Below are 13,192 nucleotides of genomic sequence, written 5' to 3' on the forward strand. Positions count from 1 at the left end.
AATCAAGGAGTACCACCGATGAAGATCACCGGATATCGCAGCCTCTCGACCGTCCACGACTGGGGGAGGGTCACCGGCGACGTCAACGGCGTGCAGAGCGGGAACACCACACCCGTCCCCGTCCTCATCATCGAGACGGACGCCGGCATCGAGGGCGTCGGCCTCGGGGCGCACAGCGACATCGAGCGCGTGTTCCCCGCCGTGGAGGGAGAGGACCCCCGCTCGGTGGTCGCCCTCTACGACCGGATGCTCGACTGGGTGTTCAAAGCCGGTCACTCGGGCTCGACCTTCGGCACGATCGGCGCCATCGACATGGCCCTCTGGGACCTCAAGGCGAAAGCGGCGGACGAACCGCTCTGGCGGATGCTCGGCGCGCGCGAGCGATTCGTGCCCGGCTACGCCTCCGGCCTGGAGTACGGCCTGTCCGACGAGGAGGTCGCCGCTCTCTACGAGCAGTTCGCCGACCGCGGCTTCAAGGCAGGCAAGCTCAAGGGCGGCCGTGACCTCGACCGCGACCTGCCCCGCCTGGAGATCCTGCGGGACACGCTCAGCCGCAACTCCCGCAGGCCGGCCATCATGTTCGACGTGAACGAGTCGTGGAACCACGCGCAGGCCGCGCGGTTCCTGTCGGCGATCGAGGAGCGGATGGACCTCACCTGGGTGGAGGAGCCGCTGCGGCGCTGGGACGCAGCCGGGATGGCGGCGCTCCGCGGCACGGTCCGCGCGGCCATCGCCAGCGGGGAGAACCTCACCGGGCTGGAACAGTACCGGCCGCTGCTCGACGCGAACGCCGTCGACATCGTGCAGGTGGGCAATGTGTGGGGAATCACCCACCTGCTCCGCGTCGCGACGCTGGCGCACGGACGGGATCTGCCGGTGAGCCCAGTCGCGTACAACGCGAACCCGGCCGCGCACGCCGCCGCGGCCATCCCGAACCTGCTGACGCACGAGGTGCAGGATCTGCACTTCCCGGTCGGCCTGGACGTCGATCAGGAGTTCGACGACGGCGGGATCGTGCTGGGCGACCGGCCGGGCATCGGGATCATCGTCGACGAGGCGTTGCTGACGTCCTCCGTTCCGAGCCCTGTCCTCTCGTCGGCGTCCGGTCCGCACATCCGGCCGGAACGGGCAGCGCTGCGGCTCGTCGCCGAGCCGGACGTGATCGACGTGCCGGTGAACCCGCTGAGGCCGGTCTCGTGAGCGCCACGCCGGAGCGCAGGGCGCTCGTGGTCGGGGTCCGGCCGGAGAAGCGCGAGGAGTATCTCGAACTGCACCGCGCCGTCTGGCCGGGCGTCGAGGCGAAGATGACGGAGTGCGGCATCCGCAACTACAGCATCTTCCTCTTCGGAGACACGCTCTTCGCGTACTACGAGTACGTCGGGGACGACCACGACGCCGATATGGAGCGCATCGCCGCCGATCCCGTCTCGCAGGAGTGGTGGACGCACACCGACCCGTGCCAGGTGAGGATCGCGGAGGAGCGCACCGAGGGTGCGCTGTGGCAGCCCATCGACGAGATCTGGCACCTCGCGTGAGCGGTCGGATCGACGCGCACGTGCACCTGTGGGATCGTGCGACCGACCCGCAGGACTGGATCGACCCGCAGGCGATGCAGGCCATCGACCGCGATTTCGGTGCGGACGAGCTGACCGCCATGCTCGCGAGCACGGGGGTGCAGAGCGCGATCGTCGTGCAGGCGAGCAACAGCCTGGACGAGAGCGTCCGGCTCGCACGGCTCGCCTCGCCCGCCATCGCGGGACTCGTCGCCTGGGTGGACCTGGCGGGCGACATCCGGGGGCAGCTTGACCGCATCCGGATGGGCGGTGCAACCCCGGTAGTCGGGATCAGGCACCTCGCGCACATCGACCCGGACCCGGAGTGGCTCTCGCGCGAGGAGGTCGGCCGGGGGATGGCGGCCCTCGAAGCCGAGCGGCTGAGCTTCGACCTCGTGGTGCGCGACTGGCAGCTGGGCCAGGCGGCCCGGCTGGCCGAGCAGCACGACGGCATGCGGTTCGTGCTCGATCACCTCGGCGGCCCTCCTGCACCGGGAGGCGACCTCGGCGAGTGGGCGGCCGGGCTGCGCGAGCTTGCCCGGCGTCCGAACGTGACGGCGAAGCTGTCCGGGCTCAGCTCCGGGCTCGCGGCAGGATCCTGGACGGCGCGCGAGCTCGCTCCGGTGGTCGACGTCGCGCTCGACGGCTTCGGCCCTTCCCGGCTGATGTACGGCTCCGACTGGCCGCTCGCCGAGCTCGGCGGGGGAGCCCCGGCGTGGATCGCCGCGGTGGAGACCCTGCTCGACGGTCTCTCCGCCGCAGAGCGCGACCGCGTGTTCGGCGGGACGGCGCGGGAGGCCTACTCGCTCGGCTGAGCGCGCTGCGCCTTCTGGCCCGGCTGCCCTTTGCCCGGCTGCCCTTTCTGGCTCGCCCTGCTGCGCGGTGCGTGGTCGGGAAGGCGGCGGCGCTCCCACGAGATGTGGATGTGGTCGTGCATCGCCTTCTGCGCTCCCTGGATGTCTTTGCGCTCGATCGCCTCGACGATGGCCGCGTGCTCATCCAGGGTCAGCGCCACGGCATCCGGGGGGTTGATGCCCTGGTAGCGGCTGGACTCGACGGCGCGTTTGTAGAGGTGCTTGGCGATGTTCTCCGCCAGCCGGTTCCCCGAGATCTCCATCAGCGCGTAGTGGAAGACCACGTCGGCCTGACGGAACGAGTCCGTCTCGGACTCGCTCTCGCGCATCGCCGTGAGCGCGTTGTTCAGCCGGCGCAGCTCCTCGGAGGTGTGCGTCTCCGCGACGGCGCCGGCCATCGCGGATTCCAGACTCGCCCGCACCACGGTCAGCTCGTCCAGCACGCCGACGCTCTCGTCGTTGTCGATCAGCGCGGACAGCACCACGGGATCCAGCATGTTCCAGTACCCGGGAGCGAGCACCTGCGTGCCCCGCCCCTGGGAGACGATCACGAGGCCCTTCTCCTCCAGCCGCTTGACCGATTCGCGCAGCACCGTGCGGCTCACGCCGAAGTGCTCGCTGAGTGGTCCCTCGGGCGGCAGGAGGTCGCCCTCGTTGAGCTGTCCGGTGACGATCAGCTCGACCAGCTCGGCGACCACGGCCACGCCGAGCCGGGCGGCGGGGAGCCGCTGCGGGATGAGGCGGGCCGCCGAATGTGAGTCAAGCGCCATACGTATGACCTTAGCTCGCCTGTCCGGCCGCCGGGGGTTGACATTGCCTTAGTCCACGCCGTATATTCCTCAAGGAATAATCAGCCAGGAATACCAAGGGTCCCACCACACATGCCCCCCACCACCACGCTCACGCCGCTCGGCGTCGCAGCCCTCGCGCTGCTCGTCGAGCGACCGATGCATCCGTACGAGATGTACCAGACCCTGGTGCAGCGCTCGGAGGAACGCGTGGTCAAGGTGCGGCCCGGGTCGCTGTACCACACCGTCGACCGGCTCGCCGGGCAGGGGCTGGTGCGTGCGATCGGAACAGAGCGCGAAGGCAACAGGCCGGAGCGCACCACGTACGAGATCACTGAGAGCGGCTATCTCGTGCTCACCGAACGGGTCGCGGAAATCCTCGCGACGCCCATCAACGAATACCCGGAGTTCCCGCTCGCCCTGGGCGAGTCGCACAACCTTCCCGTCGAGTCCGTCATCCAGCTCCTACGCAACAGGGTCGCGCTCATCCGCGCCGACCTGGCGTCGATGGATGCGGGGATCGCCGACCTGGAGGCCAAACGGCTGCCGCGCAAGTACTGGATCAACGTGCAGTACAGCAGGGCCATCAGCGAGGTCGAAGCGACCTGGCTGGAATCCCTCATCGACGACCTCGTATCAGGCGAACTGTCCTGGTCCGAGGAGAAGCATCACTGACAGGAACACTTCCATGGAAAAAGAACTGAAGCCGTGGCCCGCACTGTGGGCCCTGGTCATCGGGTTCTTCATGATCCTCATCGACACGACCATCGTGTCGGTCGCCAACCCGGCGATCATGAAGGGCCTCGACCTCGGCACCGACTACAACGCGGTCATCTGGGTGACCAGCGCCTACCTCCTCGCCTACGCCGTCCCTCTGCTCATCACCGGTCGTCTCGGTGACCGCTTCGGCCCGAAGAACCTCTACCTCATCGGCCTCGTGATCTTCACGCTCGCCTCCGCCTGGTGTGGCTTCTCCGGTGTCATGCCGGGCGGCGGCATCGGGATGCTCATCACGGCCAGGGTCGTGCAGGGTCTCGGCGCCGCGCTGATGACGCCGCAGACGATGGCCGTCATCACCCGCATCTTCCCGCCGGACCGCCGCGGTGCTGCGATGGGGCTGTGGGGCGCCGTCGCCGGCGTCGCCACCCTGATCGGCCCGCTGCTCGGCGGCGTGCTCGTCGACGGCCTCGGCTGGGAGTGGATCTTCTTCATCAACGTGCCCGTGGGCGTCGTCGCGTTCATCCTGGCCGCCCGGCTCGTGCCGAAGCTGCCGACGCACTCGCACAGCTTCGACATCCTCGGCGTCGTCCTGAGCGGCGTCGGCATGTTCCTGCTGGTGTTCGGCATCCAGGAGGGCGGCACGTACGACTGGGGCACCATCACCGGCCCGATCACCGTCTGGGGCCTGATCATCTCGGGCATCGTCGTGCTGATCGCGTTCGTCGTCTGGCAGGCGTTCAACAAGAAGGAGCCGCTGCTGCCGCTGAAGCTGTTCCGCGACCGCAACTTCTCGCTCTCGAACGCCGCGATCACCACCGTCGGCTTCGCGGTGACCTGCATGGCGCTGCCTCTCGTGTTCTACTTCCAGACGGTCCGCGGTCTGACCCCGACCCAGTCGGCTCTGATGCTCGCCCCGATGGCGGTCTTCTCCGGTGTGCTGGCGCCGTTCGTCGGCAAGCTGATCGACCGGATCAACCCGCGCTACTTCGCCACCACCGGACTCGTGCTGTTCGCGCTGTCGCTGTTCTGGTATTCGCGCCTGCTGACACCGGATGTGTCGATCTGGTGGCTGCTCGCACCGAGCGCCACGCTCGGCATCGCGATGTCGGGCGTCTGGGGTCCGATCTCCACGACCGTCACCCGCAACCTGCCGATGAACCAGGCCGGCGCCGGTTCCGGCGTGTACAACACCACCCGTCAGATCGGCGCGGTGCTGGGCAGCGCATCCATCGCCGCCCTCATCTCGAGCCGTCTCGCCGTCGACCTGCCCAAGGCGCCGGGCGGAACGCCGACCGAGGCTGGAGCGGGAACCGAGCTGCCGACCTTCCTGCACGCCGGGTTCACCCAGGCCATGTCGGAGGCGCTGCTCCTGCCTGCTGCCGTCGCGTTCCTCGGTGCGCTCATCGTCGTGTGGTGGGAGCGGCCCAAGCCGCCGGCGTGGGGTCCGGGAGCCGCGGCTGCTGCCGGTGCGCCCGCCGAGGCCCCTGCTCCTGTCGGCGCTGCGTCGCACGGCTCGCACGCCGCGCCGGTGCCGGTGGATGCCGTCCAGCACGGCTCGCACGCCGCGGACGTCCCTCCCGCGACCGGCCTCGCCTCCGGCGAGGAACCGCCGCACGGAGCGCACGCAGCGCCCGTCGTCGACTGACGCCGACCGCGCATCCCGCAGCCGCTCGCCCCACGCCGGGACGGGCGGTTGCGCCGTTAACGGGTCAGGCGACGACGCGCACGGCGTTGGCCCACGGGTCGTCGAACGCCACGGAGCGCCCGTCGTCGCGGGTCTGCACGCCGTAGTGCCGCATGCGCTCGGTGAGTTCGCCGAGGTCGTCGGCGGTGGGCACGTGGATCTCGACCTCGCCGAGTCCGAGTGCGAGGCGTCGCGGGCCGGCGCCCCTGCTGTTCCAGGTGTTCATGGCCATGTGGTGGTGGTAGCCGCCCGCGCTGACGAACAGCGCCTGGTCGCCCAGCGTCGCCGTCGCCTCGAAGCCGAGGCGGTCGACGTAGAACGCGCGAGCGGAGGCCACATCCCCGACCGAGAGGTGCACGTGGCCGACGACCGCGTCGCCGATGCGCTCGTCTCCTGCCGCGTCGGCCAGGGTCGCGGCCCGCTCGGTGAGGTGCTCGCCGAGGAAGCCGTTCGGGTCGAGGTAGAGGGTCGCCATCTCGACCTGGCCGTGGGTCCAGCTCCACTGGCTGCGGTCGCGGTCCCAGTACAGCTCGACGCCGTTGCCCTCCGGGTCGGTGAAGTAGAAGGCCTTGCTGACGAGGTGGTCGGCGCTGCCGGTGAACGTGCCTGGCGCGCGGCGGGCGACCGAGTACACCGCGGCGGCGAGCGTCTCCTCCGTGTCGAACAGGATGGCCGTGTGGAACAGCCCGGCGTCGCGCGGCCCGGCGTGGCGCAGCTCGGGGGCGTGCTCCAGGATCACGACGGGGGTGCTGCCGCGTCCCAGGATGGTCCTGCCGCCCTCCTGTGCGAGCACGCTCAGGGTCACGGCGTCGCGGTAGTAGGTGGTCATGGCGTCGAGGTCGGCGACGCGGAGCGTCACCGCACCCATCGCGGAGTCGGCGGGAAGGAGGTCGGTCATGGCGTTCTACAACGCTGGCGGGCCTGAATATATTTCAGAACTTCACTCCCCGGGGCTCGGTCGCTCCCACAGCCGCCGGTAGTCCTCGGCCAGGATCGAGCGCGCCGACTCCGGCGTCAGTGCCGGGTGTCTCCCGACGAGGTGGGCGGCCAGGCCGTCGATCAGCGCCCGCATCCGGTCGGCCTCCCGCTGGATGCGCGCGGCGGGAACGTCGTCCGGAGCGCTCGCCGCCACCACCTGCCGGATGAGGTCGAGCATCGCGGCGTCGGACTCGCGCTTCACCGGCGCGAGCTCGTCGTCGGCGATGGCCGCCCCCGCGAAGACCAGCCAGACTTCCATCTCCTCCCTGCGGTCGTCGTCGAGCGGCAGGAACTGCTCCAGCAGGGCGAGCCCGTCCGGTCCGGCGTCACCCGCGTCCGCGATGATGCTCTGGATGCGGCCGGTGGCCCGCTCGATGACGAGTCGCATGGCGAAGGCGACGGCGTCCGGCTGCCGCGGGAAGTAGTGCCGCAGCGAGCCGAGGGCCATCCCGGCCTCCGCGGCGACGGTGCGCGTGCTCACGGCGTTGATGCCGTCGCGCCGGATGATGCGCCAGACGGCCTCACCGATGTCGCGGCGGCGTTCGTCCGGGGTCTCTGTGGTCCGCATGACCCCACTCTAGTACAAATGTGCTAGACATGGACCATGCTCGTCTTCGTCATCGTCGCCTGCGAGATCCTGTTCTGGGTCTTCCTGCTCGGCGGCCTGCTCGCCCGCTACGCCCTGCGCCGCCGCCGCCTCGGCTCCGTGCTCCTGGTGCTCGTGCCCGTCGCCGACCTGGTGCTCCTCGCCGCGACCGTCGCCGACCTCGCCGGAGGGGCGACGGCCGAGTGGGCGCACGGGCTCGCCGCCGCATACCTCGGCTTCTCCGTGGCCTTCGGGCGCGGCATCATCAGCCGCATGGATGCGCGGTTCGCGCACCGCTACGACGGCGCCCCGGCGCCGGAGCGCATCCCGAAAGGCGGGCGGCGGCGCGTGCTGCACGAGTGGAAGGTGTTCGGTCAGACCGTCATCGCCTGGGCGATCGCCTGCGCCCTGCTGCTCGCAGCGATCCTGGTGGTCGGCGACGAGGCCCGCACCGCGGCGCTCAGCGCCTGGCTGGGCACGCTGACGCTGATCCTCGGCATCGCCGCGATCTGGCCGATCAGCTACACGATCTGGCCGGGCTCGGACGGGCAGAAGCGCACGGGCCAGCCTGCGCGCTGACGCAGGCGGTCGTCAGGTCTCGATCGCGCCGCCGGTCTCCTGTAGGTAGCGCCGCAGCGTGAGTTCTGGGTCGGCGGCCTGCCTGCGGCGGTACTCGGCGAAGTCCAGCTGATCGCGCAGCGACGCCCCTGCGCGCATCCGCTGCGACTGCTCGCCCTCCACCGACTGGATGCGCACCGCCGTCGCCACGAGCTCCTCGCGCCGGTCCTGCCCCACCACCAGCACGCCGTCGTCGTCCGCGACGATCCAGTCGCCTGCGCCGACGGGCACGCCGTCGAGGTACGCGCTCCGCATCGCCCGGCCGGCGGGCGGCACCCGCCGCGGTCCGAACGGGTACGCACCGAGGCTGAACACCGGCAGACCGATCTCGCGAAGTTGCGCGGTGTCGCGGTGGCGTCCCCAGATGACCGCTCCGCGCATCCCGGCCTCCCGGGCTTCGAGCAGCATGAGGTCGCCGACGCAGGCCTCGTCGTGCCGGCCGCCGTTGTCGACCACGAGCACCGCGCCGGGCGGGGCGTCGTCGATGGTCTCGAGCAGCACATCCACGCTTCCGAGGTGCGTGACGGGCGCCGCCGGTCCGGCGAACGCCGTGCCGGGGAGCAGCGGGATCAGGGCCGCCGGGGCGGCGGAGACCCGGATTCCGAGCCGCACGGCGGCGTCCGCGATGGCGGCGGTGGGGAGCGGCTCGCTGAGTTCGTCCATGTCCATGCGTCAGAACCTAGTCCCGTCCGTATGCGGGCAGCGGCATGGACGCGTGCGACCACCGGCCCTGGCGCGGCGGCGGATCGTGGGCAAGACTGGCCGCATGTCCCGCGTCCTCGGTCTCGCCCGGCGCTACTGGGTGGTCACGCTCACCGTCGTCATCGGCGTGGTCGGGATCGCGCTGGCCGCGACCGGCGCCGGCTGGACCGTGCAGTGGCTGTTCAGCGCGTACTCGCTCGTGATCGCCGCGTGGCAGGCGGTGGGGATGGTCCGCGCGATGCTGCGGCGCGAGTTCGGCCTCGACATCCTGGCCGTGACCGCCATCGTGTCCACGGTGCTCGTCGGCGAGTACGTCGCTGCCCTGGTCGTGGTGCTCATGCTCACCGGCGGCGACGCCCTGGAGGACTACGCCAACCAGCGGGCCAAGCGAGAACTGGATGCGCTGCTCACCAGGGCGCCGCAGCTCGCCCACCGCGCTGTCCAGGGCCGCGGGTACCAGGACGTGCACATCGACGAGGTGCGCGCCGGGGACGTGCTGCTCGTGCGTCCGTCCGAGATCGTGCCGGTGGACGGCGTGCTGCTCTCGGCGGAGACCACGGTGGACGAGTCGTCGATCACGGGGGAGAGCATCCCGGTCGAGAAGCACGAGGGCGACACCATCCTCAGCGGGGTGGTCAACGGGAACGCGGCGGTCGAGCTGCGTGCGACGGAGACCGCATCGGCCAGCCAGTACCAGCAGATCGTCGCGCTCGTGGCGCAGGCGGCCGAGAGCAAGGCGCCGGTCGTGCGGCTGGCCGACCGCTACGCCGTGCCGTTCACCGTGTTCTCTCTCGCGCTCGGCGCCATCGCCTGGGCGGTCAGCGGGGATCCGGTGCGGTTCGCGGAGGTGCTCGTGCTCGCTACCCCGTGCCCACTGCTGATCGCCGCTCCTGTCGCGTTCATCGGCGGGATGAGCCGGGCGGCGCGCAACGGCATCATCGTCAAGAGCGGCGGAGTGCTGGAGTCGCTGTCGCGGGCTCGCACGGCGGTGTTCGACAAGACGGGCACGCTCACCTATGGGACGCCCGCTCTCACCGAGGTCAGGGTCGAGGCGCCGTTCACCTCCGCCGAGGTGCTCGGCGCGGTAGCGAGCGCCGAGCAGTACTCGTCGCACGTCCTCGCCGCGGCGATGATCGACGCCGCCAGGGAGAGAGGGCTGCCGCTGCACGAGGCGGAGTGGGCGGAGGAGGCGGCCACGAACGGGGTGGTCGCCCGCATCCAGGGCAGGGAGGTGGTGGTGGGCAAGTTCGCGTTCGTCGCCGCCCACGCCCCGGATGCGCGCCGCACGGACATCGCGCCCGGCGAGCTGGCCGTGTACGTGGCGATCGACGGACTATACGCCGGTGCGATCCTCGCCCGCGACCGGCTGCGCGCGAACGCGAAGGCGACGATCGCCCGGCTCGCCGAGCTGGGTGTCACCCGCACGATGATCCTGACGGGCGACGCGCAGGAGACGGCGTCGCACATCGCCGCAGAACTCGGCGTCACCCGGGTGCGCGCCGAGTGCCTGCCCGCCGACAAGGTCGCGGAGGTGGCCGCCATCGCGGAACGCCCGGTGATCATGGTCGGAGACGGCGTGAACGACGCCCCGGTGCTGGCGGCGGCCGATGTGGGCGTCGCGATGGGCGCGAAGGGGGCGACGGCGGCGAGCGAGTCGGCCGACGCAGTGATCCTGGTGGACGACATCTCCGGCGTCGCCCGCGCCGTGCAGTTCGGGAAGGACACGGTCAGGATCGCGCTGCAGAGCATCTGGCTCGGCATCGCGGTCTCCGTGGTGCTGATGCTGATCGCGGCGTTCGGGTTCATCCCGGCGACCGCGGGCGCGCTCATCCAAGAGGTGGTCGACCTCGCCACCATCCTCGCCGCGCTTCGTGCGATCGGCGGCCGGCTGGACGCGCGCGCGGCTCCCGCCACGGCCTCCCTCGCCGACCCGCGCCCCGTCCGCGCCGCGCGCTGATGCGCCGGCCCCGGCCCCGGCCCTGGTCCTGGGCGGCCCTGGGCTGCGCCCGCGCCACACCCACCCCACGGCGAGATGCCACTAACTGTTGCGAAACGCCCGGGATGCGCGACAGATACTGGCATCTCGTCGCGAGGCGCGCGGCGAGCCGCGCGGCGGCTACGCCCGCGTGAGCCGCTCGAGGAGCTCGCGGTAGCGGGCGGCCGTGCGCTCGACGATGTCGGCGGGCAGCTCGGGCGGCGTTCCCGTCTTGTCCCAGTTGGCGCTGAGCCAGTCGCGCACGATCTGCTTGTCGAAGCTGGCCATGCGCTCGCGCGGGGTGGTGCCGGAGGCGTAGGCCACCGCATCCCAGTACCGGCTGGAATCGCTGGTGAGCACCTCGTCGGCGAGGGTGATCTCGCCGGTGTCGCGGTCTGCGCCGAACTCGAATTTGGTGTCGGCGATGATCACGCCGCGCTTCTCGGCGATCTCGGACGCGCCCGTGTAGATGAGGAGGGAGAGCCTCCGCAGCTCCTCCGCGACCTCGGCGCCGACCAGCTCGACCGTGCGCTCGAAGCTGATGTTCTCGTCGTGCTCGCCGAGCGGGGCTTTCCAGGCCGGGGTGTAGATCGGCTCGGGCAGGCGGTCGCCGTCGGTCAGGCCGGCGGGCAGTGGCACACCGCACACGCTCTGGGTCTGCTGGTACTCCAGCCAGCCGCTGCCGGTGAGATAGCCGCGCACGACGCACTCCACCGGGAACATGTCGAGCGGCTTCACCAGCATCGCCCGCCCGACGACTTCGGCCGGGATGCGCTCGATCGCCTTCTCGCCGTCGAGGACATGGTCCGGGATCAGGTGGTTCGGCACCTCGGTCAGCTGGTCGAACCACCACAGGCTGAGCGTGGTCAGCAACTCGCCCTTGCCGGGGATGCCCGGCTCGAGCACGTGGTCGAACGCGCTGACCCTGTCGCTCGCGACGACGAGGACCGCGTCCGTGTCGTCGAGGCCGGAGCGCCCGGCGGGGACGTAGAGGTCGCGGACCTTGCCGGAGTAGACGTGCGACCAGTCGGCGAGGGAGGCGGAGGATGTCACGCGTCCATCGTACGGGCTGGCCGCAGGAGTGTTTCCCCAGTTGAGCAGTGGTGCTCGTGGTTGGCTCGGCCACGTCGCTGTCTCTGACGCGAGCAGACCGGTCGTCGCCGTTCGGCCCAAGCCTGGGGAATCTTCACCGACCGCTAACGCGATTGGCAACAACGCATACATTTAGCGTTTTGTACTTAAGCTATCTCATATGAAATGCTTAACGAATGCTTCAGGATGCATCAGTATCAGCGCCTCCTTCGGGAGATGATCTCTACGGAGAGGAGATCGCTGAGATCTACGACCTGATATACCCGTTCCCGGTGACCGATCAAATTGGGCTCATGGAGGCTCTGCCTACCCTTCATGCTGCGGCCGACCGCATTAGTTGATCCCGATGACCGAGACCATGGAGGAGTCGATGCCGTTTAGCGGCCGGGCTCTCTTCGTCAAAATTGCTACGACTATCGAAAACTCGATCCTGCGAGGCGAGCTAGTCGAGGGTGACTTCACTCCGTCTACCAATAGTCTCGCCGCGACCCTCGGGGTTAACCCGGCGACCGCCCAGCGTGGGGCTGCCCTCCTGGTGGCGGACGGGGTTCTCGAAAAGCGCCGAGGAATTGGGATGGTGGTTGCATCCGGAGCGCGCGACGGGATCCTTGCACGACGCCGTGCAGCACTCCTCGACAACTACATTCGTCCCATGCTGCGCGAGATCTGGATACTGGGTCTCGAACTGCAGGATCTTGAGCAATGGATCGACGCGGTCTCCCACGAGGGTGGAGACAGGCGGGCGGGACGCCCGTGAGTCGTCACGGACGGAGTTGCTGACGCCTCGGTCAGCTCAGCAGCTTGGCCTTCGCCGCCGAGAACTCGTCGTCCGACAGGATGCCCTGCGCGTGCAGTGCGGCGAGCTGCTGCAGCTGCGCCATCATGTCGCCGCCGGCGCCACCGCCGGCGGGAGCGGCGGGCGCTGCGGGCGCCGCCTGCTGCTGCGCCTGCCACTGGGCCTGCTGCTGGGCCTGCTGTTGCGCGACGGCCTGCTGGGCGGCCGCATCCATCTGCGCCTGCTGCTGCTGGGCCTGGTAGTCGGCGGCCTGCTGCTCCTCCATCGCCCTGTCCTGCTGGCGACGCTGCATCCCGCCGCTGACGGCGGTGGCCGTGCCTGCGACGACGGCGGTGCGTGCGGCCAGCCCGAGGAGTCCCGGACGGCCTACTCGACGTAATGGCATGATGTCTCCTACTCTTCCGACGCTTCGGTGAGAACGGCGTTGACCACGGGAGCGGGGATGCGCTCGGCGTGGACGACGCTGCCGCCCGCGGCGAAGAACTTGCTGGCGAGGTCTTTCGCCCAGGTGTGCTCGATGACCAGGATCGCGCCGGAGGTGCCCGGCTCGATCAGGTCGGCGATGTCGTCGACATCCTCGGTGCCCGCGATCCCGCTCGCTTCGAGCGTGATCTCGGTGAGGCCGTATTCGTCGCCGACATCCTCGAACTCGACGATGTCGACCTCGCCGCTCAGCGAGCGGGAGACGAAGACGAGGTCGAGGATGCGCACGCTTCCGGAACCGATCAGGTCGACGATGGCCTGCACGACGCCGGGCGACGGGCGATCGCCGTCGAACTGCGCCACGATGAACTCAGCGGGGCCGTACTCGAACTCGGTCACGTTGTACTCCCTCCGTGCCGGATC

Annotated in this window: 15 protein-coding genes; 8 read left to right on the plus strand and 7 right to left on the minus strand. The window is 70.1% G+C overall.

Features of this window, described 5'->3' with window-relative positions; genetic code table 11:
* Window positions 1–18: 18 nt before the first annotated feature.
* Genes B7438_RS17065 through B7438_RS17075 form a run of 3 tightly spaced genes read left to right on the plus strand, consistent with a single transcriptional unit; the run spans window position 19 to window position 2,368 of the window.
* The gene (locus tag B7438_RS17065; RefSeq protein ID WP_085370886.1) at window positions 19–1,200 is read left to right on the plus strand and encodes a mandelate racemase/muconate lactonizing enzyme family protein; all 1,182 of its coding nucleotides are present in this window, start codon (window positions 19–21) and stop codon (window positions 1,198–1,200) included.
* A complete protein-coding gene (locus B7438_RS17070) occupies window positions 1,197–1,535 on the plus strand; it encodes an L-rhamnose mutarotase (RefSeq protein WP_085370887.1) in 339 nt (112 codons plus the stop codon). The genes B7438_RS17065 and B7438_RS17070 overlap by 4 nt, the downstream gene beginning before the upstream one ends.
* Window positions 1,532–2,368, plus strand: coding sequence for an amidohydrolase (locus B7438_RS17075; protein ID WP_256922095.1), 837 nt, complete (start codon window positions 1,532–1,534; stop codon window positions 2,366–2,368). The genes B7438_RS17070 and B7438_RS17075 overlap by 4 nt, the downstream gene beginning before the upstream one ends.
* On the opposite strand, the gene B7438_RS17080 is transcribed toward B7438_RS17075, so the two are convergent.
* A complete protein-coding gene (locus tag B7438_RS17080) occupies window positions 2,353–3,177 on the minus strand; it encodes a FadR/GntR family transcriptional regulator (RefSeq protein ID WP_256922096.1) in 825 nt (274 codons plus the stop codon). The two genes, B7438_RS17075 and B7438_RS17080, sit on opposite strands and share 16 nt — an antisense overlap.
* 111 nt (window positions 3,178–3,288) lie before the next feature.
* Between B7438_RS17080 and B7438_RS17085 the strand changes: the two genes are divergently transcribed.
* Both B7438_RS17085 and B7438_RS17090 read left to right on the plus strand, forming a co-directional pair.
* A complete protein-coding gene (locus B7438_RS17085; protein WP_085370888.1) occupies window positions 3,289–3,870 on the plus strand; it encodes a PadR family transcriptional regulator in 582 nt (193 codons plus the stop codon).
* Between the two features lie 13 nt (window positions 3,871–3,883).
* On the plus strand, window positions 3,884–5,560 hold the full coding sequence (locus B7438_RS17090) for a DHA2 family efflux MFS transporter permease subunit (RefSeq protein ID WP_085370889.1): 1,677 nt from the start codon (window positions 3,884–3,886) through the stop codon (window positions 5,558–5,560).
* A gap of 64 nt (window positions 5,561–5,624) precedes the next feature.
* Here the strand turns inward: B7438_RS17090 and B7438_RS17095 are convergent, their stop codons facing one another.
* On the minus strand, window positions 5,625–6,497 hold the full coding sequence (locus B7438_RS17095) for a VOC family protein (protein ID WP_085370890.1): 873 nt from the start codon (window positions 6,495–6,497) through the stop codon (window positions 5,625–5,627).
* Window positions 6,498–6,539: 42 nt separating this feature from the next.
* Window positions 6,540–7,145 (minus strand): TetR/AcrR family transcriptional regulator, encoded by a 606-nt coding sequence (locus tag B7438_RS17100; RefSeq protein ID WP_085370891.1) that lies wholly within the window; start codon window positions 7,143–7,145, stop codon window positions 6,540–6,542.
* A 36-nt stretch (window positions 7,146–7,181) separates the two neighbouring features.
* Between B7438_RS17100 and B7438_RS17105 the strand changes: the two genes are divergently transcribed.
* Window positions 7,182–7,742, plus strand: coding sequence for a hypothetical protein (locus B7438_RS17105; RefSeq protein ID WP_085370892.1), 561 nt, complete (start codon window positions 7,182–7,184; stop codon window positions 7,740–7,742).
* A 12-nt stretch (window positions 7,743–7,754) separates the two neighbouring features.
* On the opposite strand, the gene B7438_RS17110 is transcribed toward B7438_RS17105, so the two are convergent.
* Window positions 7,755–8,450: an RraA family protein gene (locus tag B7438_RS17110; RefSeq protein ID WP_143466026.1), complete on the minus strand. Its 696-nt coding sequence runs from the start codon at window positions 8,448–8,450 to the stop codon at window positions 7,755–7,757.
* A gap of 97 nt (window positions 8,451–8,547) precedes the next feature.
* Between B7438_RS17110 and B7438_RS17115 the strand changes: the two genes are divergently transcribed.
* Window positions 8,548–10,440, plus strand: coding sequence for a heavy metal translocating P-type ATPase (locus B7438_RS17115; RefSeq protein ID WP_085370893.1), 1,893 nt, complete (start codon window positions 8,548–8,550; stop codon window positions 10,438–10,440).
* A 159-nt stretch (window positions 10,441–10,599) separates the two neighbouring features.
* Here the strand turns inward: B7438_RS17115 and B7438_RS17120 are convergent, their stop codons facing one another.
* Window positions 10,600–11,511: a phosphoribosylaminoimidazolesuccinocarboxamide synthase gene (locus tag B7438_RS17120; RefSeq protein ID WP_085370894.1), complete on the minus strand. Its 912-nt coding sequence runs from the start codon at window positions 11,509–11,511 to the stop codon at window positions 10,600–10,602.
* Between the two features lie 385 nt (window positions 11,512–11,896).
* Here B7438_RS17120 and B7438_RS17125 point away from each other — a divergent pair, with 385 nt between their 5' ends.
* Complete coding sequence (locus tag B7438_RS17125; protein WP_256922097.1) at window positions 11,897–12,307, plus strand: GntR family transcriptional regulator; 411 nt, start codon at window positions 11,897–11,899, stop codon at window positions 12,305–12,307.
* Window positions 12,308–12,338: 31 nt separating this feature from the next.
* Here the strand turns inward: B7438_RS17125 and B7438_RS17130 are convergent, their stop codons facing one another.
* Together B7438_RS17130 and B7438_RS17135 are read right to left on the minus strand one after the other, a co-directional pair.
* Window positions 12,339–12,731: an SHOCT domain-containing protein gene (locus B7438_RS17130; protein ID WP_085370895.1), complete on the minus strand. Its 393-nt coding sequence runs from the start codon at window positions 12,729–12,731 to the stop codon at window positions 12,339–12,341.
* Between the two features lie 8 nt (window positions 12,732–12,739).
* Window positions 12,740–13,168 carry a DUF6325 family protein gene (locus B7438_RS17135; protein WP_085370896.1) on the minus strand — a complete coding sequence of 143 codons (429 nt, stop codon included), beginning with the start codon at window positions 13,166–13,168 and terminating at the stop codon, window positions 12,740–12,742.
* Window positions 13,169–13,192: the final 24 nt, after the last annotated feature.

It is taken from the genome of Leifsonia sp. NCR5, assembly GCF_002105485.1.
Taxonomy (GTDB): domain Bacteria; phylum Actinomycetota; class Actinomycetes; order Actinomycetales; family Microbacteriaceae; genus Leifsonia.